We start from the raw sequence: 21,352 nt of genomic DNA on the forward strand, positions 1-21,352 counted from the left end.
CCAGTCTAGTGATCCATCCACACGAGCTGCGGCGCCTGAGGGGAGGACGCATCCGGGGTGGCTGCCCACCACGCGGCACACGCCGCCCGCCAGGAATCGAGATTGTCCTGGCTGCCAATGATGCCCACGGCACCGTTGGCCACGCGGGCCGTCGCCTCGCCACATGTGTAGGTACCGTCATTTTCCGTGACGGCCGGGTACGCGCGGTGAAGGTCAGCCAGGGAGCTGATGATGTAGTCGGGGCGCTCGGCGGACCGGGCAGCCAGGATGGTCTGCCGGGTGTCGACGCCGGTCAGCACCGCCACCGTGGCGAAGCCTGCGTTGTTCCCACCCAGGATGTCTGTGTCCAGCCGGTCCCCCACCACCAGGGGACGCTCCGCCGCCAGCCGCTTGGCGGCGGAGTGGAAGAGCGGGGCTTCCGGTTTACCGGCGACACGCGGCATCTGGCCTGTGGCCGCGGTGACTGCGGCGACAAGGGTGCCGTTGCCGGGCGCGATGCCGCGGGCCTGCGGGATGGACATGTCCGTGTTGGTGGCCACCCACACTGCTCCGGCCGACACCACGTAGGCTGCCTCGGCGAGTTCCTTCCAGCCGATGGCCGGGTTGAAGCCCTGGACCACCGCCACGGGCTCCTCGTCCTGGCCGTACACGGGTGCCAGGCCCACCAGTTCGATCTCCCGGGCAAGCGCCGGACTTCCGGTGATCAGCACTTTGGATCCTGGGGCCAGTTCCGAGGCGAGCAGCTCCGCAGCGGCCTGCGAGGAACTGACCACCTGGTTGTCATCGGCGGGTGCGCCAAGTTCCCGGAGGTGGGCTGCAACGTCGGCGGGGCTCCGCGACGCATTGTTCGTCACGTAGCCGAGGCCCACGCCCAGGCCCGCCAGCTGCTGGAGTGATTCCACCGCAGCCGGGATGGCGTGCGCGCCTGCATAGACCACGCCATCCAGATCGGCGAGCAATGCATCGAACCGGGAAATCAGGGTCGCTTCAGTCATCCGCTTAGTCTTCCCGGCGATCCTGGTTGTCCTCCGGAGCGTTGCCGTCGGGCAATCCCTCTCCGTCGTGGTCCAGTTCGTCGGTTTCAACCGAGTCCTCATCGGACTCGGCGTCGTCGGAAACGAAGTAGTCCGCTTCCTGGTCATCGATGCTGGCATCGACAGCCTGGCCGGCTTCGCCTGCGGGCGTCTCTTCCGAGGCAGCCGCAGACGCCGCAGCTGCGCCGGTTGCCGCGGGCGTTTCAGCGGCAGCAGCAGAACCCGAAGCGGAGGACGCGCGGTCCAGCAGGCGGCGGCGTTCTGCTTCCTCGCGGGCTTCCTCCTGCTCGTCCCAGCCCAGGTCAATGATGTCCGGTTCTTCGTCGACGCCCAGGCCAAGCGCGTTCTCCGCCACTACTGCCTGCTTGTGCCATTTCTCCGCCTCGGCGGTACGGCCGACGGCGGCGAGTGCGTCAGCGTAGGCCCGGAACAAGCGTGGGCTGTAAGAGAACGCACGGTTGATGTCCAACTGCGCGATCTCCAGTTCGGCCACGGCGGCGTCAAGCTGGCCGAGGTCGGTCCGCGCGCCGGCAGCCACGATTGCGAGCTCAGCCTTGCCTGGAGCATCCAGATCCTGGGCTTCCTCGGACCGGACCACGTCGAGGGCGCGGTCGGGACGGCCGAGGCCGCGTTCGCAGTCAGCCATCACCGGCAGGTGCACGTTGGAGCCGCTGATCCGGCGGTACGTCCGGAATTCCCGAAGCGCCTCGCCGTAGTGGCCGGCAGCATAGGCCGTGAGTCCGACGGCTTCGCGGACAGCAGCGAGCCTGCCGCCGCGGCGGCTGGCAGCCAGGGCGTGCTGGAAGGCCAGTTCGGGTTCGTCGTCAATCAAGCGGCCGGCCATTACGAGGTGGCGGGCGACCCACTCGGAGCTGGCAGCCTCGAGCGTCTTGATCTGGTGCTGCGTGGCGCGGTCCAGTTCCTTGCCGGTGACGTCCTCGTCGATCTGAGGGGACCGTTCGCGGTCCGGGCGGTTGGCGCTGCGGAGGTCACGCATGTTGGGGACACGGGCCGGGCGCTCTTCCTGGCGGTCCCGTCCAAACGTGCGGGGTCCGGCGTCGCGGTTAGAGTCGCGATCGGAGCCCCGGTCGAAGCTGCGGGGCCCACGGTCCTGGCGGTCACCGCGGTTGGGGCGGTCACTCCGGTCGCCAAAGGGCTTCCGGTTCTCGCCACCGCCGAAACCACGGCGGTCACCCTCGCCGTCACGGCGCGGACGGTCACCGAAGGACCTGTTGTCGCGATCGCCGTACGGCTTGCGGTCCCGGTCACCGAACGGCTTGCGCTCACCGCCACCAAAGCTGCGGCGGTCTCCCTCGCCGTCACGGCGCGGACGGTCACCAAACGGCTTCTTGTCACGATCGCCGAACGGCTTACGGTCACGGTCACCGAACGGCTTACGCTCACCGCCACCAAAGCCGCGGCGGTCTCCCTCGCCATCACCGCGCGGACGATCACCAAACGGCTTCTTGTCACGATCACCAAAGGGCTTACGCTCACCGCCACCAAAGCCGCGGCGGTCTCCCTCGCCATCACGGCGCGGACGATCACCAAACGGCTTCTTGTCACGATCACCGAACGGCTTACGGTCACGGTCACCGAACGGCTTACGCTCACCGCCACCGGCCGGCCGGCCCGAGGAGTCGTTGTTGTCCCGGTTGGTACGGGATCGGAAACCGCGCGGGTCGCCGCCCGAATTGTTGTTGCCGCGGAACCCGCCGCGGTCATTTCCGCCGCGGTTGCCACCGTTGTGCTCAGCCATGTGGATTCCTCCTGTTGTGAGCCGACCACTGGCGCAACTGCAGCCGCTCGTATCCGTGTTTCGTTTTCCTACGCAACCCGAAATCAAGCGCTTCGAAGTCCGTACGTCTGCATCAATTCTAGTGGAGTCGCCTCGCCGGGCGGGACAGAGCCGTTGCCAGCAGTCCCCATCGTGGCAATATTCACACCACGCTCCATCACCTCCTGCACTCCTCCCGGCACGCTGCCGCACCTCCCGGAGTACTGGGGCAAACGCTCTATCAGCTCCTGCAGGTTTTTGCCCGACGCTCTCGCAGTTCCGAAAGGAGCTCGACGGCGGTGCTGCCAACCGCGGCGCGTATGCCTGCGCGTCAGGGTGGTGTGTGGTGGTTAAAGGGCTCTTCACGGTTGATGGTGAAACAGGTTCCGTGTCTTGAAAGCTGAAGGGCTCGTAGCCCTGCTGTGATGGATGTTCTCTACGCATTCATCAAGTCAGGAGCTACGAGCCTTGATTGAGCCTACTTCCCCGCGCCCCGATGCTGCCACCGCCATCTTCAACCTGCCCGACTACCGCGTCACCGGTGCCGAGATTCTTGCATTCGGTCAGCGACGGATTCACGTCGATGCCACCGCCGAGGCCGGCTGCCCGTCGTGCGGAGTGATCGGCACCCGCGTGCATTCTCGCCGACCCCAACGCCTGCGTGACATCCCTGTCGCCGGCCCGGTCGAAGTGGTCTGGGCCAAGCGGAGATTCTTCTGCGATGAGTACCTGTGCCCGCGCAGGACATTCACCGAGGAAACAGCCCAGGTTCCGCGCCGGGCACGGTCCACCCGCCGGCTCCGGGACGCCCTGGTAGCCGCAGTGATCGGATCCGGCAGAGCCGCCGCGGAGGCGGCCTCCTCGTTCGGTGTCTCATGGTGGCTGGTGCAGCGGGCTCTGGACTCCGCAGCGTTGACGCTGCCTGACGTCGATGCCCTGGCACCGCGGATGCTCGGCATTGATGAGCACCGCTACCGGTCGATGCGGTTCTTCCGCGACCCAGTCACCAAGGCTTGGAAACGCTACGAACCCTGGATGACCACCATCGTCGATCTGGACACCGGACAAGTCCTGGGAATCGTGGACGGCCGTGACAGTGAGGGCGTCGGCGACTGGCTGTTCGCCCGGCCGCTTCAGTGGCGCCTGGGCGTGCAGGTCGTCGCCATCGACCCCTCGGCGGCGTTCCGCAAGGCCCTGCGGATGTGGCTTCCCCGCACCGCTGTCTCGGTCGACGCGTTTCACCTGTTCAAGCTCGGCAACGACATGCTCACCGAGGTCCGGCAGCGGCTCACCCAGCAGGTCCATGGTCGGCGGGGACGGTCCATCGATCCGGTCTGGGCCAACAGGAGGCTGCTCCTGCGCGCCGGCGACACACTTTCGGACCGGGCACGGGACAGGCTCAACACGGTGTTCACGACTGACGACGCCACGGGGAAGATGCAGGCGGCCTGGCTGGTCAAAGAGCAGCTCCGGACACTGCTAGCCACCGGATCCCTCGCAGACGCGGCCGCTGCAAAAGACCGCCTGAAGGAACTCGTCGAACGTGCCGCGCAACCGGAAACGACCCGGCTCTGGCGCACGGTCTGCCGTTGGTGGAAAGAGATTGAAGTCCTCATCGTCACCGGTGCGACAACAGCAAAAGTGGAAGCCAATAACACCGCGATCAAACACATCAAAAGGACAGGCCGGGGATTCACCAACGCACGCAACTACAAAACGCGTATCCTGTTGCGCAGTGCCGCCAGAACAGCGGCATGAACACCCATCACGGCAGAACGTTCACCACGAACCGTGAAGAGCCGGTTAAAGTGGTGGGGCCCTGACGTGGTGTGTCAGGGCCCTGGGGTGTTTTTAAGTGTGGGAGGCCCCAACCAGTGACTGGTTGGGGCCTCGACCGAATGGTTGTCCGGCGGTGACCTACTCTCCCACACCCTCCCGGGTGCAGTACCATCGGCGCTGTGGGTCTTAGCTTCCGGGTTCGGAATGGGACCGGGCGTTTCCCCCACGCTATGACCGCCGTAACCCTTGCTCCGCACCCTGGCACCGGGGCGTGCCCGGGCGGGTGGGAAAATTTTTGGTTACAACATCGCTCCGTGTGTTGGAGCTGTGGTGTTGTTATTCAGTTATCGGTTCTCAAGCAACGGGTTTGTTGTTCGGGAACCACATAGTGGACGCAAGCAGTCTTGTTTATCTTTTACCACCCTCTTGGGTGCAAACCTCTTTTGAAGGATTGGTTTGCGGGGGTGGTGTGTGGTGTAAGTTATCGGCCTATTAGTACCGGTCAGCTTCACGAGTCGTTAGTCCTCGCTTCCACATCCGGCCTATCAACCCAGTGGTCTGGCTGGGGGCCTCTCACACACAAGGTGTATGGAAATCTCATCTTGAAGCGAGCTTCCCGCTTAGATGCTTTCAGCGGTTATCCCATCCGAACGTAGCTAATCAGCGGTGCACTTGGCAGTACAACTGACACACCAGAGGTTCGTCCGTCCCGGTCCTCTCGTACTAAGGACAGCCCTTCTCAAATTTCCTGCGCGCGCAGCGGATAGGGACCGAACTGTCTCACGACGTTCTAAACCCAGCTCGCGTACCGCTTTAATGGGCGAACAGCCCAACCCTTGGGACCTACTCCAGCCCCAGGATGCGACGAGCCGACATCGAGGTGCCAAACCATGCCGTCGATATGGACTCTTGGGCAAGATCAGCCTGTTATCCCCGAGGTACCTTTTATCCGTTGAGCGACGGCCATTCCACAATGTACCGCCGGATCACTAGTCCCGACTTTCGTCCCTGCTCGAGATGTCTCTCTCACAGTCAAGCTCCCTTGTGCACTTACACTCGACACCTGATTGCCAACCAGGCTGAGGGAACCTTTGGGCGCCTCCGTTACTTTTTAGGAGGCAACCGCCCCAGTTAAACTACCCATCAGGCACTGTCCCTGACCCGGATTACGGGCCGAAGTTAGATGTCCAAAGTGACCAGAGTGGTATTTCAACGATGACTCCACCCGAACTGGCGTCCGGGCTTCAACGTCTCCCACCTATCCTACACAAGCCACTCCGAACACCAATACCAAACTATAGTAAAGGTCTCGGGGTCTTTCCGTCCTGCTGCGCGTAACGAGCATCTTTACTCGTACTGCAATTTCGCCGAGTTTATGGTTGAGACAGCGGGGAAGTCGTTACTCCATTCGTGCAGGTCGGAACTTACCCGACAAGGAATTTCGCTACCTTAGGATGGTTATAGTTACCACCGCCGTTTACTGGGGCTTAAATTCTCAGCTTCGCCTTGCGGCTAACCGGTCCTCTTAACCTTCCAGCACCGGGCAGGAGTCAGTCCGTATACATCGTCTTGCGACTTCGCACGGACCTGTGTTTTTAGTAAACAGTCGCTTCCCCCTGGTCTCTGCGGCCCCGATCCCCTCCCACCAGCAAGTGGTGTTCAAGGTTGGGGCCCCCCTTCTCCCGAAGTTACGGGGGCATTTTGCCGAGTTCCTTAACCATAATTCTCTCGATCGCCTTAGTATTCTCTACCTGATCACCTGTGTCGGTTTGGGGTACGGGCGGCTAAAACCTCGCGTCGATGCTTTTCTCGGCAGCATAGGATCACCAAATCCCCCCAAACGGGGGTCCCATCAGATCTCAGGCATCATGAACAGCGGATTTGCCTACCGTTCGCCCTACATCCTTAGACCGGGACAACCATCGCCCGGCTTGGCTACCTTCCTGCGTCACACCTGTTAATACGCTTGCCTCCCAGGATCAGGTCCTGCGCTCCACCAAAACCCTCACACCACAAGGGTGATCGGGCAGGTCTCGGGCAGTTAGTATCCCCTGTTCAGCATGGGCGGTTTTTCGCCGGTACGGGAATATCAACCCGTTGTCCATCGACTACGCCTGTCGGCCTCGCCTTAGGTCCCGACTTACCCAGGGCAGATTAGCTTGACCCTGGAACCCTTGATCATTCGGCGGACGGGTTTCTCACCCGTCTTTCGCTACTCATGCCTGCATTCTCACTCGTGTAGGCTCCACCGCTGGTTTACACCGCGACTTCACTGCCCACACGACGCTCCCCTACCCATCCAGACGCCTGAACCACAAGGGCTTAGCTAATATCTGAATGCCACAACTTCGGCGGTGTACTTGAGCCCCGCTACATTGTCGGCGCGGAATCACTTGACCAGTGAGCTATTACGCACTCTTTTAAGGATGGCTGCTTCTAAGCCAACCTCCTGGTTGTCTTCGCAACTCCACATCCTTTCCCACTTAGCACACGCTTAGGGGCCTTAGTTGGTGGTCTGGGCTGTTTCCCTCTCGACTATGAAGCTTATCCCCCACAGTCTCACTGCTGCGCTCTCACTTACCGGCATTCGGAGTTTGGCTGACGTCAGTAACCTTGTAGGGCCCATTAGCCATCCAGTAGCTCTACCTCCGGTAAGAAACACGCAACGCTGCACCTAAATGCATTTCGGGGAGAACCAGCTATCACGAAGTTTGATTGGCCTTTCACCCCTACCCACAGCTCATCCCCTCCATTTTCAACTGAAGTGGGTTCGGTCCTCCACGACGTCTTACCGTCGCTTCAACCTGGCCATGGGTAGATCACTTCGCTTCGGGTCTAGATCACGCCACTGCAACGCCCTATTCAGACTCGCTTTCGCTACGGCTTCCCCACACGGGTTAACCTCGCGACGTAACACTAACTCGCAGGCTCATTCTTCAAAAGGCACGCCGTCACCAGAATCAGACTGGCTCCGACGGATTGTAAGCACACGGTTTCAGGTACTGTTTCACTCCCCTCCCGGGGTACTTTTCACCTTTCCCTCACGGTACTGGTCCGCTATCGGTCATTAGGGAGTATTTAGGCTTATCAGGTGGTCCTGACAGATTCACACGGGATTTCTCGGGCCCCGTGCTACTTGGGATACTCATCCAGGCGGTACACAACATTTCGGTTACGGGGCTCACACCCTCTCTGGCCGGCCTTTCAAGACCGTTCACCTATGCCTGCACATCACACCCCACCAGCCCGGCAGAACTGGTATGGAAAGTCCCACAACCCCGACCATGCAACGCCCGCCGGCTATCACACATGGAACGGTTTAGCCTGATCCGCGTTCGCTCGCCACTACTAACGGAATCACTATTGTTTTCTCTTCCTGCGGGTACTGAGATGTTTCACTTCCCCGCGTTCCCTCCACGCACCCTATGTGTTCAGATGCGGGTCACCAGGCGACTCGCGCCCCTGGCGGGGTTTCCCCATTCGGACACCCTGGGATCACAGTCCGGTTATCGACTCCCCCAGGCTTATCGCAGATTCCTACGTCCTTCTTCGGCTCCTAATGCCAAGGCATCCACCGTGTGCTCTTAAAAACTTGACCACAAAGATCAAAAAACTACTTCACGAGAGAACCACGAAAACCAACCACACCCAACAACCACCAACCCCGAAAGGTCAGCCATCATCACGCGCAGCCAGATCCAGGTTCATATTCTTGGAAATTGCTTCTTATAAAAGATGCTCGCGTCCACTATGTAGTTCTCAAACAACAACCCCAAACCACACACCCCACACACAAACGTGCATGATCGGTACGGCCAGGAAAACCAGAAACACAAGTCCCGGGCAAAAACCCGGTCCTGTTGCCTCAGGACCCAACAGTGTGCCAAACACCACCCAAGCAACCCGGACCAGCAAGCGTTCCTGAACCAACCCCCCAAAGGAGATCAACCCGTACTAACCACCAGACCGCGCCACCAGGCACCTATTCATTGATATTCCACCCTTGAGCACCCGCCGCAGAACAAACGTCTGCGCAACGGGCATATACTCCTGACAAACCCCACCACCCACATACATGAGGACGGCGCTTGTAGGTGCTCCTTAGAAAGGAGGTGATCCAGCCGCACCTTCCGGTACGGCTACCTTGTTACGACTTAGTCCCAATCGCCAGTCCCACCTTCGACAGCTCCCTCCCACAAGGGGTTAGGCCACCGGCTTCGGGTGTTACCAACTTTCGTGACTTGACGGGCGGTGTGTACAAGGCCCGGGAACGTATTCACCGCAGCGTTGCTGATCTGCGATTACTAGCGACTCCGACTTCATGGGGTCGAGTTGCAGACCCCAATCCGAACTGAGACCGGCTTTTTGGGATTAGCTCCACCTCGCAGTATCGCAACCCTTTGTACCGGCCATTGTAGCATGCGTGAAGCCCAAGACATAAGGGGCATGATGATTTGACGTCGTCCCCACCTTCCTCCGAGTTGACCCCGGCAGTCTCCTATGAGTCCCCACCATCACGTGCTGGCAACATAGAACGAGGGTTGCGCTCGTTGCGGGACTTAACCCAACATCTCACGACACGAGCTGACGACAACCATGCACCACCTGTAAACCGACCGCAAGCGGGGCACCTGTTTCCAGGTCTTTCCGGTTCATGTCAAGCCTTGGTAAGGTTCTTCGCGTTGCATCGAATTAATCCGCATGCTCCGCCGCTTGTGCGGGCCCCCGTCAATTCCTTTGAGTTTTAGCCTTGCGGCCGTACTCCCCAGGCGGGGCACTTAATGCGTTAGCTACGGCGCGGAAAACGTGGAATGTCCCCCACACCTAGTGCCCAACGTTTACGGCATGGACTACCAGGGTATCTAATCCTGTTCGCTCCCCATGCTTTCGCTCCTCAGCGTCAGTTAATGCCCAGAGACCTGCCTTCGCCATCGGTGTTCCTCCTGATATCTGCGCATTTCACCGCTACACCAGGAATTCCAGTCTCCCCTACATCACTCTAGTCTGCCCGTACCCACCGCAGATCCGGAGTTGAGCCCCGGACTTTCACGGCAGACGCGACAAACCGCCTACGAGCTCTTTACGCCCAATAATTCCGGATAACGCTTGCGCCCTACGTATTACCGCGGCTGCTGGCACGTAGTTAGCCGGCGCTTCTTCTGCAGGTACCGTCACTTTCGCTTCTTCCCTACTGAAAGAGGTTTACAACCCGAAGGCCGTCATCCCTCACGCGGCGTCGCTGCATCAGGCTTGCGCCCATTGTGCAATATTCCCCACTGCTGCCTCCCGTAGGAGTCTGGGCCGTGTCTCAGTCCCAGTGTGGCCGGTCACCCTCTCAGGCCGGCTACCCGTCGTCGCCTTGGTGAGCCATTACCTCACCAACAAGCTGATAGGCCGCGAGTCCATCCAAAACCACAAAAAGCTTTCCACCCCCCACCATGCGATGAGGAGTCATATCCGGTATTAGACCCAGTTTCCCAGGCTTATCCCAGAGTCAAGGGCAGGTTACTCACGTGTTACTCACCCGTTCGCCACTAATCCCCCCAGCAAGCTGGAGATCATCGTTCGACTTGCATGTGTTAAGCACGCCGCCAGCGTTCATCCTGAGCCAGGATCAAACTCTCCGTTGAAGTAAAACAAAAACAGAAACCACCCGGAAACCACGGAAATAACGCAGCAACCAGACAGCAAAAATTTGAAACCAGCTGTAAAAACCAGACCACCCACAGGGGCGGGCAGCCCGATCAATTCAACCAATCACTAAAACAATTGGTATCAACAAACTTGGCACACTATTGAGTTCTCAAACAACAGACACATTCGAATATTCCCGAAACAATTCATTGAATGAATTTTCTATTTCGTATTTCTTCGCTGCGATGTTTCAATGTTATTTCATTCATTTTCACTTTGCAAATCCGGTTGTTTTCCCGGAATTCACTCTGTAGAGATGAATCCGCCCACCATAAACGAAGCATTTCTTCGCTCCGGCGCTTTCGCACACGGTGAAGCTGCTTCAGTTTTTGTTGGGGGTTGGTCGCTATTTTTCCGCTTCAGCGGCGGCGACTAGAAAGACATTACACGCTCCCCCGCGGCCTTGCAAGTCGGCTGCGGAGGAGCGTGCAATGGTAAGGAACGGGCTAGGGAACCAGCACTTCCACGGTGGCCAGGTTCTTCTTTCCGCGGCGCAGGAGCAGGTACTGCCCGTGCAGCAGTTCGGACTCCGAAATCACCGCTTCCGGATCGGATACCTTCTCGTTGTTGACGTAAGCGCCACCCTCGCCAACAGTGCGGCGGGCAGCGGACTTGCTTTCCGAGAGCCCCGAGGCGACCAAGAGGTCGACGATTCCCAGTGCGCCCACCTGCACCGTCGCCGAAGGAAGCTCCGAGGTAGCCGCCTGGAGCGTCGGCTTGTCCAGCGCGGACAGGTCGCCGTTTCCAAAGAGCGCCGCGGAAGCTGCAATGACCTTCTCGGTGGCTTCCACCCCGTGGACAAGGGACGTCACTTCGAAAGCAAGCTTCCGCTGGCCCTCCCGGGCAAACGGGCGCTCGGCCACTGCCTTGGCAACGTCTTCGATCTCGGCGCGGGTCAGGAACGTGAACACCTTCAACCGGTCCACCACGTCGGCATCGGCGGTGTTGAGCCAGAACTGGTAGAAGGCGTACGGGCTGCACATGCCGGCGTCGAGCCAAATGGCGTTTCCCTCGCTCTTACCGAACTTGGTGCCGTCCGAATTGGTGATCAGCGGAGTACCCAGCGCATGGACACTCTTGCCTTCCACCTTCCGGATCAGCTCGGTACCGCTGGTGAGGTTGCCCCACTGGTCGGAGCCGCCGGTCTGGAGCATGCAGCCGTAGTCACGGTACAGCTGGAGGTAGTCCATGCCCTGGAGGATCTGGTAGCTGAACTCGGTGTAGCTGATGCCCTCGTCCGAGTTCAGCCGCGATGCGACAGCGTCCTTGCGCAGCATGGTGCCCACACGGAAGTGCTTGCCCACCTCGCGCAGGAAGTCGATGGCGCTCAGCGGGGCAGTCCAGTCCAGGTTGTTGACCATCTGCGCAGCATTGTCGCCGTCGAAGCTGAGGAACCGGCGTACCTGCGCCTGGAGGTAGCCCACCCATTCAGCAACGGTGTCCTTGGTGTTCAAGGTACGCTCGGCCGTGGGGCGGGGGTCACCGATCATGCCCGTGGAACCGCCTACCAGCCCGAGGGGCTTGTGGCCGGCCAGCTGCAGCCGCCGCATGACGAGCAGCTGGACCAGGTTGCCCAGGTGGAGGCTCGGCGCGGTGGGATCGAAGCCGCAATAGTACGTGACCGGTCCGCCGGCGAGGAGCTTTTCCAGCTCTGCTTCGTCAGTTGAGACGTGGACCAGGCCACGCCACTTCAGTTCCTGCCAGACGTTGGCAAAAGTGGGGTCGTTGTGTTGCGATTCGAGGCTGTTGAGTTCTGGCACGCCTTCTAAGTTAGCAGGATTACCCAGTCCAGGCGCCGAGTGGGCGGCACCGGCGCCTGGACCGGATCAGGGTGCTTGAGCCGGAAAGATCAGCGCCTGATCCCTGCAGGCACAGGCTCTGCAGCAATCAGCCGGAGCCGCTGCGTTGCGCGCGTCATGGCGACGTAGAGGTCCCCCACCTTGCCGTGCTCATGGTTCAGCATCATGCCGGGCTCCAGCACCACCACGCCGTCGAACTCCAGGCCCTTGGCCTCGCGGGGGCTGATCACCACAATGTCCTGCTCATAACCGCCGGCGCCGGTGCCGATCCGGCGGCCGTACTCGGCGCGCAGGGCGGCCATGGCCTCCGGCAGGAGGGGACCATCCGCGATGACAGCCAGCAGGCCGCCGTCGAGTGCTTCCAGTTCCTCCGGCAGGACTTCCACCAGACGGCGGACCACCTGGCCGGGGTCCACTTCGTCGATAACCGGAGACCAGCGTCCTTCCCGGACGGCCTTGGGTGCGGAGACGACGAGTCCCGCGGCGTTGGCCATCCGGACAGCTGCCTCGGCAATTTGGGACGGAGTGCGGTAGTTGACCGTCAGCTCCTCCAGCTGCCAGCGGTCGCCAAACATCGGGGCCAGCGCGCCCTGCCAGGAGTTGGCGCCGGCCACTGAGCTCGTCTGGGCGATATCACCCACGATCGTGAAGGACTTCAGGGGGCAACGGCGGACCAGCAGGCGCCACTGCATGGGCGAAAGCTCCTGCGCCTCGTCCACCACGATGTGGCCAAAGGCCCACGTGCGGTCGCTCGTGGCACGCTCGGCGGCGGTCAGCCGTGCTTCCTGTTCCTGGTTCTGCTCGGCCAGCTCCTCGGCGGACATCAGCGGATCCACGCCTGCAGCCTCCATGTTGACCAGGGTCTGCTTCGCGTTGGCAAGGTCGCGGGCACGGTCGTGCTCCTGCTGCGCCAGTCCACGCCCGGCAGCCGGATCCAGCTCGCCCAGCAACTCGGCAGCCTCGTCCAGCAGGGGAACATCGGATTCAGTCCAGGGGGCATCAGCCGGGCGCTGGAGCAGGGCGCGCTCAGCCGATGTCAGATGCGGAGTGCAGAATTCAAGCACGGCCGGCTTGCTGAACAGCTCCGAGATCAGCTTTTCGGGCGTCATCGGCATCCAGCACAGGTTGAGGGCAATCCGGACATCACGCGCCGTGCGGACATCCTCGGCCAGGTAGGAGCGGTCCGCGTTGTTGCCGATGTTGCCGGCTTCCACGAGCTCGGTCATCTGTTCGGTCAGTTCGCGCAGCAGGATCTTGACGAACGTCACCCGTGCTTCGTTGTGCGGTTTCCCGGTGGAACGTGCGCGTTCGCGGGCACGGCGCACCTGGCGCGGGGTCAGCACCAGCTTGCGGCCGTCCACTTCCAGGATCCGGTCTTCGGCAGGGATCCGCTGGCGGTTGGCGACGGCGTTGGCCACCACGGTGGCCATGTCGAGCCGGCCCTTGATGGCGGCAACGCCCGCATCAGGTTCGGGCACCGCATTGATGCCGGGCATCAGGCGGCCCACGCTGGCCATCACGACGCCGGTCTCGCCCAGGGAGGGCAGCACCCTTTCGATGTACTTCATGAACGACGACGACGGGCCCACCAGCAGCACGCCCGCGGACTTGAGGCGGTCCCGGTGGGTGTACAGCAGGTAGGCGGCGCGGTGCAGTGCCACGGCGGTCTTGCCGGTACCCGGCCCGCCCTGCACCACCACGGCGCCGGAGATGGAGGACCTGATGATGCGGTCCTGTTCCGACTGGATGGTGCTGACGATGTCCGACATCCGGCCGGTGCGCTTGGAGTTCAGGGCGGCGAGCAGGGCGCCCTCACCCTGCAGTGATTCGTCGTCTGCCAGCATGTCCGCGTCCAGCACATCGTCTTCGATGGCTTTGACCTCGCGGCCCTGCAGGATCAGGTGGCGGCGGCGGCGGACGCCCTGCCGGTCGAAGGCGGTGGCCTGGTAGAAGTGCCCGGCTTCGGGCGCGCGCCAGTCAACCATGAGCCGCTGCAGGTCCTCGGTGGTGAGGCCGATGCGGCCGATGTACTGCGCTTCTCCGGAGTCCAGGTCCAGCCGGCCGAAGACCAACCGGTCGTCAACAGCATCCAGCTGCGCCAGGCGGTCCTCGTACAGTGCGGCGAAGGCGTCACGCTCGGAAACGTTCTGCATGGTGCCCACGGCCCCTGACCGCCGGACCTGCGCGAGCTGCTTGCGCTTTTCCTCGCGCAACTCCTCCAGCCGGGCATACAGGCCGGCAACATAGTCCCGTTCGTGGGCCAAATCGGCGTCGAGCATTTAACGTTCCCCTATCGCAAAAGACAGACCTACCATTCTACAACCATTTCCGCTAACGCTTGCGAAACTAGCGCTTTCTTGGTTTGGCCGCCTTGTACTTCGACACCGTGGGATCCCCCGTGATCCAAAACCGCCAGGCGTACTGCCCGGATCCGCCGACGCCGGAAACGCCCACTCTGGGGCCAGAACTGACCTCCGGAACCGGCTGCTCCGCGAGCCTCAGCCCAAAAGGCGGCTCCAAGGCGTCACGGCCGCTGTAGGCGGTTGTCAGGCCGAGGGCTTTGGCGAGCCGGGCCGGGCCGCTGGCAAGATCGGCAGGGTTTTTCGAGGTAGGCCGGCGGTGCTGTGCCAGTTCGAGGCCCTCCACGATTTCTCCGGCGCGCAGCAGCAGAGCGGAGGCAACGCCTGCCGGGCCACACACAATGTTTGTGCAGTGATGCATGCCGTAGGTGAAGTAGACGTACAGGTGTCCGGCGGGGCCGAACATGGGAGCGTTCCGGGGCGTAGGGCCGCGGTACGTATGTGAGCCGGGATCAGGGTGCAGGGAATCCTCCGGCCCGAGGTAGGCCTCCACTTCCGTGAGCCGCACGGAGACCCGGCCGTCCCGTGAATCATGGGTCAGGACAGCCCCCAGCAGCATCGGTGCCAGTTCGCGGGCATCTCCCGACAGGAATTCCCGCAGCGGTTCCCGGGCCGGAGAGGGACTTCTGCTCATGGCCAGACTCTATCCAAAGACTGCGACGGAGCCGGGCCGCAACACCACAAAACGGGCGCACGGCCATGTCCGATTTCCGCTAGCTCCGCTCCTGTGCTGCTGGCAGGATGGAGTGATGGACTTTTGGCAGCGCTACCGGGCGATAGACGCCCGGGACACCCGGTTCGACGGGCAGTTCTACACTGCCGTCCGCACCACGGGCATCTATTGCCGCCCGTCATGCCCGGCCAGGACTCCCAAGGCTGCGAACGTCACGTTTTATGAGACCTCAGCCGCAGCGCACGAGGCCGGCTACCGGGCCTGCAAGCGCTGCCTCCCCGAGGCGGTTCCGGGAACGCCTGCCTGGAACGTGCGGCAGGACATCGCGGGGCGTGCCATGCGCCTGATCAACGACGGCGTAGTGAACCGGGACGGCGTCGATGGCCTTGCCGCCCGACTGGGCTATTCCTCACGGCAGCTGAACCGGATCCTCAGCCAGGAGCTGGGCGCCGGTCCCCTCTCGCTCGCACGTGCCGGCCGGGCACAGACAGCGCGCACGCTGCTGGTTTCCACGTCGATGAAGCTCGCGGACGTCGCCTTCGCGGCCGGCTTCAGCAGCGTCCGCCAGTTCAACGAAACCATGGTGGAAGTCTTTGCCATGACTCCCACCGCCCTCCGCTCCGCCAGGCATGCCAAGGCGGCCGCCGGGGGCTCTACCGCACTGACCCTCAGCCTCCCCTACCGCGACCCCTTCGACCCCGGCGTCTTCACTTTCCTGGCGGTGCGGGCCATCCCCGGGATCGAGGCAGGAACGGCGACCTCCTACGCGCGCACGCTAAGGCTGCCGCACGGTGATGCGCGCTTCACCATCGAGTACGACGCCGGCGCACCGGGACGGCCACTGACCCTCACCATCGGCGCGGTGGACCTTCGGGATCTGCCGGCCCTGCTGAGCCGCGTCCGGCGGCTGTTCGACCTGGATGCGGACCCGGTGGCGATCGACGGCGCCCTGGCCGGGGACAGCAGGCTGGCGGCTGCAGCGGCCCGCACTCCGGGAATCAGGATGCCGGGGGCGCTTGACCCTGCCGAGATGCTGATCAGGGCCATGATCGGCCAGCAGATCACCGTGGCTGCGGCGCGGACCGCCCTCACCCGGCTGGCCGCCGTCGGAAGTTCAAGCCGAAGCCCCGGTGAGGGCCTCGACCGGATGTTTCCCACCCCGGCGGAAATTGCTGCCGACGGCTGCGCCCTCCTGCGCGGCCCCCGGAAACGCATCGATGCCCTCGGCGCGGCAGCTTCTGCCCTGGCAGAAGGTACGCTCGACTTCGGCTATGGCGACGACGTGGCAAGCCTCAGTGCAAAGTTGCTCCCGCTGGCCGGCGTCGGACCCTGGACCGTGGGCTACCTCGCCATGCGTATCCTGGGCGCCCCGGACGTGTTCCTTGCCAATGACGCGGCGGTGCGGAACGGAATCAAGGCCTTGGACTGCCCGAAGAATTCAGGCCCGGCCGGCTCGGGGAAGTCCTGGACCGCGAACCCGGACTTCCGCGAAGTCAGCCCCTGGCGCTCTTACGCCACCATGCACCTGTGGCGGGCAGCAGCGGAGTTCCCGGCGGGTACACGTCCTGGCACAACAAAGGACGTTGCCGCAGCAGGCAGCAGAACAGCAGAGAAAGCGAACCAATGAAGGCCCAGTTGCTTCACATGTCCACCCCGGACGGCCCGTTCACCATCCTCGCCCGGGACGGCGTGGTCCTCTCCAGCGGCTGGACCGAAAAGCCCGGTGATTTGACCGGGCAGATCCATCCGACCCTGCGGCCCGGCACCTTGGAATTGGTCAGCGAACTTGGAGAAATTTCGGCGGCGGTCGAAGCGTTCTACGCCGGAAATCCGGCCCCGGCGATGAAGGTTCCCGTGCGGCAAATGTCCGGGCCGTTCCGGGTCCACGCGTGGGACGTGCTGCGGCTGGTCCGGCCGGGGTCCCCCGTGACATATACCGAGTACGCCGGGCTGGCCGGTAATCCAAAGGCTGTACGGGCGGCCGCCAGCGCCTGTGCCTTCAATGCTGCAGCCCTGTTCGTCCCCTGCCACCGTGTCATCCGGACCGACGGTTCGCTGGGTGGATTCCGCTGGGGACTGCCCATCAAACAGAGCCTGCTGGCGCGCGAAGCCGCCTGATCCAGGTTGGGGAACGCTAGTCCTGTTGAGGTGTTGGCGTTCCCGCAGGCCACGGCAGCAGGGCGGGCAGGTCCACGCCGTCGGCTGCCGCGGATGCCCTCAGGCTGCCCAGTGTGGGTTCGCGCCCCGCCAGCCAGGCCGCAATATCCGTGACCATCCCGCTGATTACGGTGGATCTGTTGCCGCTGCCGATGCTCAGCGGCGGGTGGCCCAGGGGCTGCAGTACCAGTCTGTCGTCGGGCTGGACGCGGGCTGAGAGAAAATCGAACAGGTGCTCACAGAACTCCCGGCTCCAGGTTTCCGGTCCCCTGCCCGTCAACAGGTCCGAGTTATGGATAACGAGTTCCCGCCACAGCGCCAGGCCGCCGTCCAGGACCACTCCCCCGCGGTAGGTGATGGGTGCGTACCAGCCGGTGCGGTTGGCAGACGAATCCTTGATGCCAGGCAGCGCGTCGAACGTCTTGATCGCCCGTTGCAGGGCTGCCGTCAGATGCGCCAGGTGTGTGGCAGCATCGTGGCCGGCAGCCATGTCGATCGCCCTGTTCCGGCCGTCCGTGCCGCCGTCGTACAGCTCGATGCTCTCGTCCCGGGCGGCGTACTCGAGCTGCCGGGCCATGGCGTTGGAGATCCCGGTGAGGTGGGCCAGGACATGGCCCCGCGTCCAGCCGGGCAGGGCGGACGGAGCCCGCAGGTCCTCTTCGCCGAGCTTGGCAGCATCGGAGGCAACGTCGTCGGCGGCTTTATGGAGCCCGGCGAGCAGGACTTCTGGTGCGGGAGCAGTCATGGCGCTCATCCTAGCCGGGAAGAACGCCGTCGGGGCCGAACTTGTGGCGGATGTGGGAGCGGTCGTGGCTCGCCTGCCAGAACTCGATCTCTGCTGGCTGGATGGCGTAAAGCTGCCAGTCGGGGTTGCCGCTGCCGTCAGCCCGCGGGCGCTCCGCCCAGTCCCGGGCCGATGCCTCGACGGACAGCTCGACGACGGGGCCGGCCACCCGGACTTGCCTGCCCAGCGATGGCCAGTAGAAATTGAGGGCGGCGCGCGGGTTGGCGCTGAGCTCCCTGCCTTTGCGCGAGGTGCGGGCCGTGGCGAACTGCCAGCCGTCGTCGTCGATGTTTTTCAGGATCAGCATTCGCGACGACGGCTGGCCGCTGCCGTCCACCGTGGCAAGGCTGCAGGCGTGCGGTTGGCGCTCCCCCGCTGCCAGAGCCTCATCCAGCCATTGGTGGAAGAGTTCTGTGGGATCCGCAGGCGCGGTGGCCGGGTCGAAGCCGGGCATCATGTCCGGGAAATCGGGAAGCGCACGGAGTTGCCTGCGGAAGGAGTCGCTCATGGCGCCATGATAGTGGCGACTCCTATCAACGCTCTATCAGTTGTTGCCTCAAAATCGGCAACGCTCTCTCACTTTCGTGAGAAAAGTGAGAGACCGTTGGTCAAAAGGCGGCATCAAGTGAGAGAGCGTTTGGTGGTTACCGGGCGTACTCCCGCACGCCCGCCAGCTCGGCTTCCAGTGCAACCAGCTGGCGTTCGACGGCGGCCGGTGCGGTTCCGCCCTGGGAGTTGCGGCTGTTGAGCGACCCCTCCGTGGACAGGACCGTGCGGACCTCCGGCGTGAGGTGCCCGGAAATGGCGGCGTATTCCTCGTCGGTCAGGTCCCACAGCTCCACGCCGCGGGATTCCGCCTGCTTGACGGCCGCACCGGAGAGTTCGTGCGCCTCGCGGAACGGAACACCCTGCCGGACCAGCCATTCGGCGATGTCAGTAGCCAGCGCGAAGCCCTGCGGTGCCAGCGACTCCATCCGTTCTGTGTTGAACGTCAGGGTGGCGATCATGCCGGAGACTGCCGGGAGCAGGAGCTCCAGGGTGTCGGCGGCGTCGAACACCGGTTCCTTGTCCTCCTGCAGGTCGCGGTTGTAAGCCAGCGGCAGGCCCTTCAGCGTGGCCAGCAGCCCGGTCAGGTTGCCGATCAGGCGCCCTGCCTTGCCGCGGGCCAGCTCCGCCACGTCCGGGTTCTTCTTCTGCGGCATGATGGACGAGCCCGTGGAGTAGGAGTCGTGCAGCGTGACGAAGGAGAACTCCTTGGTGGCCCAGAGGATAACTTCCTCAGACACCCGCGAGAGGTCCACACCGATCATCGAACACACCCAGGCGAACTCGGCGAAGACGTCGCGGGAGGCGGTGCCGTCGATCGAGTTGTGCGACGCGGAGAAGAAGCCCAGGTCCGCGGCAACGGCTTCCGGGTCCAGGCCCAGGGAGGAGCCGGCGAGGGCACCCGACCCATAAGGCGAGACGCCTGCCCGCTTGTCCCAGTCCTGCAGCCGCTGCACATCACGCAGCAGCGCCCAGGCATGGGCCAGGAGGTGGTGGCTGAGCAGCACCGGCTGCGCGTGCTGCAGGTGGGTGCGGCCCGGCATGGCCACTCCGTGGTGGGCCTTGGCCTGCTCCACCAAGGCATCCACTGTGGCGAGCACGCCGCGGGCGATGATCCGGGCGTGGTCGCGCAGGAACATCCGCCCCAGCGTGGCCACCTGGTCGTTGCGGGACCGGCCCGCGCGGAGCTTGCCGCCCAGCTGCGTTCCGGCGCGCTCGATCAGGCCCCGCTCGAGCGAGCCGTGCACGTCCTCGTCGGATTCGGCCGGCACGTAGGCGCCGGAAGCAACGTCCTCGTCAAGCTGGCTGAGGGCGTCAAGCATGCCCTTCAGCTCGGCGTCGTCCAACAGGCCCGCCTTGTGCAGCACGCGGGCGTGCGCCTTGGAACCGGCGATGTCGTAGCGGGCCAGCCGCCAATCGAAATGCGTGGACTTGCTCAGCGCCGCGAGCGCATCCGCGGGACCGCCGGCGAACCGGCCGCCCCACAGTGCGCCTTCATTTGTACCGGAAGTCACTGACCCGCGACCCGGATGTCGCGGCCGGAGGCTACCTTGGCGGACATGCCCCACAGCTCGATGAAGCCCTTGGCCTGCGACTGGTCGAAGGTGTCGCCGGTGTCGTAGGTGGCCAGCGAGAAGTCGTAAAGCGAGGTGTCGGAGCGGCGGCCGTTGACGATGGCCTGGCCGCCGTGAAGGGTCATCCGGATGTCGCCGGAGACGTACTTCTGGGTGTCCTCGATGAAGGCGTCCAGGGAGCGCTTCAGCGGGGAGAACCACTGGCCGTCGTACACCAGCTCGGCCCAGCGCTGGCCAACGGTGGCCTTGAAGCGGGCCTGCTCGCGCTCGACGGTGATGTCCTCGAGGTGCTTGTGCGCCGTGATCAGGGCCATGGCGCCCGGGGCTTCGTAGATTTCGCGGGACTTGATGCCCACCAGGCGGTCCTCGACGACGTCGATCCGGCCCACGCCCTGCGCGCCGGCACGGCGGTTGAGTTCCTTGATGGCCTGCAGCGGGGTGACCTTCACGCCGTCGATCGCTACCGGAACGCCGGCCTCGAAGCTGATGGTGACCTCGTCCGGTGCCGGCGGGAACTCCGGGGTGGCGGTGTAGTCGTAGATGTCCTTGGTGGGGGCGTTCCAGATGTCCTCGAGGTAGCCGGTTTCCACCGCGCGGCCCCAGACGTTCTGGTCGATGGAGTACGGGTTCTTTTTGGTGGTCTCGATCGGCAGGCCCTTTTCCTCGGCGAAGGCGATGGCCTTGTCGCGGGTCAGGGCGAGGTCGCGGACGGGGGCGATGCACTTCAGGTCCGGACCGAGGGTCTGGATGCCTACCTCGAAGCGCACCTGGTCGTTGCCCTTGCCGGTGCAGCCGTGAGCAACGGTGGTGGCGCCGAATTCGCGGGCAGCCTTGACCAGGTGCTTGACGATGACGGGCCGGGAGATGGCGGAAACCAGCGGGTAGTGGCCCTGGTAGAGGCCGTTGGCCTTCAAAGTGGGCATGCAGTACTCGTCGGCGAACTCGTCCGAGGCGTCGGCCACGTAGGCTTCGACGGCGCCGCAGCCCAGGGCACGCTGGCGGATGGTTTCCAGGGATTCGCCGCCCTGTCCAACGTCAACCGCCACGGCGATGACCTCGGCGCCGGTGGCTTCACCGATCCAGCCGATGGCTACTGAGGTGTCCAGGCCGCCGGAGTAGGCGAGCACAATGCGTTCAGTCACTTGAAATGCTCCTTGTGATTGGGGTTGTAGATA

Annotated in this window: 12 protein-coding genes and 3 rRNA genes; 3 read left to right on the forward strand and 12 right to left on the reverse strand. The window is 63.3% G+C overall.

What is annotated here, in order from left to right; translation table 11 throughout:
* Positions 1-5 precede the first annotated feature (5 nt).
* Positions 6-995, reverse strand: coding sequence for an HAD-IIA family hydrolase (locus QFZ70_RS10920; protein WP_307095538.1), 990 nt, complete (start codon positions 993-995; stop codon positions 6-8).
* Between the two features lie 4 nt (positions 996-999).
* A complete protein-coding gene (locus tag QFZ70_RS10925; RefSeq protein ID WP_307095539.1) occupies positions 1,000-2,793 on the reverse strand; it encodes a hypothetical protein in 1,794 nt (597 codons plus the stop codon).
* Between the two features lie 486 nt (positions 2,794-3,279).
* Between QFZ70_RS10925 and QFZ70_RS10930 the strand changes: the two genes are divergently transcribed.
* Positions 3,280-4,569 (forward strand): ISL3 family transposase, encoded by a 1,290-nt coding sequence (locus tag QFZ70_RS10930; RefSeq protein ID WP_307095541.1) that lies wholly within the window; start codon positions 3,280-3,282, stop codon positions 4,567-4,569.
* A 146-nt stretch (positions 4,570-4,715) separates the two neighbouring features.
* On the opposite strand, the gene rrf is transcribed toward QFZ70_RS10930, so the two are convergent.
* The 6 genes from rrf to QFZ70_RS10960 form a co-directional block, all read right to left on the reverse strand.
* Positions 4,716-4,832: ribosomal RNA gene (gene rrf, locus QFZ70_RS10935) — 5S ribosomal RNA — on the reverse strand.
* A gap of 229 nt (positions 4,833-5,061) precedes the next feature.
* Positions 5,062-8,188 (reverse strand): 23S ribosomal RNA (locus tag QFZ70_RS10940).
* A gap of 507 nt (positions 8,189-8,695) precedes the next feature.
* Positions 8,696-10,220: ribosomal RNA gene (locus QFZ70_RS10945) — 16S ribosomal RNA — on the reverse strand.
* Together the 16S, 23S and 5S rRNA genes form the textbook arrangement of a ribosomal RNA operon.
* A gap of 510 nt (positions 10,221-10,730) precedes the next feature.
* The gene (tyrS, locus tag QFZ70_RS10950) at positions 10,731-12,044 is read right to left on the reverse strand and encodes a tyrosine--tRNA ligase (protein WP_307095542.1); all 1,314 of its coding nucleotides are present in this window, start codon (positions 12,042-12,044) and stop codon (positions 10,731-10,733) included.
* A gap of 89 nt (positions 12,045-12,133) precedes the next feature.
* On the reverse strand, positions 12,134-14,362 hold the full coding sequence (locus QFZ70_RS10955; protein WP_307095543.1) for an AAA family ATPase: 2,229 nt from the start codon (positions 14,360-14,362) through the stop codon (positions 12,134-12,136).
* A 67-nt stretch (positions 14,363-14,429) separates the two neighbouring features.
* Complete coding sequence (locus QFZ70_RS10960) at positions 14,430-15,077, reverse strand: DNA-3-methyladenine glycosylase (RefSeq protein WP_307095544.1); 648 nt, start codon at positions 15,075-15,077, stop codon at positions 14,430-14,432.
* Between the two features lie 115 nt (positions 15,078-15,192).
* Here QFZ70_RS10960 and QFZ70_RS10965 point away from each other — a divergent pair, with 115 nt between their 5' ends.
* Positions 15,193-16,743: a DNA-3-methyladenine glycosylase 2 family protein gene (locus tag QFZ70_RS10965; protein WP_307095545.1), complete on the forward strand. Its 1,551-nt coding sequence runs from the start codon at positions 15,193-15,195 to the stop codon at positions 16,741-16,743.
* Complete coding sequence (locus tag QFZ70_RS10970) at positions 16,740-17,234, forward strand: methylated-DNA--[protein]-cysteine S-methyltransferase (protein WP_307095546.1); 495 nt, start codon at positions 16,740-16,742, stop codon at positions 17,232-17,234. The genes QFZ70_RS10965 and QFZ70_RS10970 overlap by 4 nt, the downstream gene beginning before the upstream one ends.
* 16 nt (positions 17,235-17,250) lie before the next feature.
* Here the strand turns inward: QFZ70_RS10970 and QFZ70_RS10975 are convergent, their stop codons facing one another.
* The 4 genes from QFZ70_RS10975 to QFZ70_RS10990 form a co-directional block, all read right to left on the reverse strand.
* On the reverse strand, positions 17,251-18,018 hold the full coding sequence (locus QFZ70_RS10975) for a maleylpyruvate isomerase family mycothiol-dependent enzyme (RefSeq protein ID WP_307095547.1): 768 nt from the start codon (positions 18,016-18,018) through the stop codon (positions 17,251-17,253).
* A gap of 10 nt (positions 18,019-18,028) precedes the next feature.
* Positions 18,029-18,565 carry a pyridoxal 5'-phosphate synthase gene (locus tag QFZ70_RS10980; protein ID WP_307095548.1) on the reverse strand — a complete coding sequence of 179 codons (537 nt, stop codon included), beginning with the start codon at positions 18,563-18,565 and terminating at the stop codon, positions 18,029-18,031.
* A gap of 136 nt (positions 18,566-18,701) precedes the next feature.
* Positions 18,702-20,117 carry an argininosuccinate lyase gene (gene argH, locus QFZ70_RS10985; RefSeq protein ID WP_307095549.1) on the reverse strand — a complete coding sequence of 472 codons (1,416 nt, stop codon included), beginning with the start codon at positions 20,115-20,117 and terminating at the stop codon, positions 18,702-18,704.
* On the reverse strand, positions 20,114-21,319 hold the full coding sequence (locus QFZ70_RS10990) for an argininosuccinate synthase (RefSeq protein WP_307095550.1): 1,206 nt from the start codon (positions 21,317-21,319) through the stop codon (positions 20,114-20,116). Before QFZ70_RS10990 ends, argH begins: the two co-directional genes overlap by 4 nt.
* Between the last annotated feature and the right edge of the window lie 33 nt (positions 21,320-21,352).

This window comes from Arthrobacter sp. V1I9 (assembly GCF_030817075.1).
Lineage (GTDB): Bacteria > Actinomycetota > Actinomycetes > Actinomycetales > Micrococcaceae > Arthrobacter.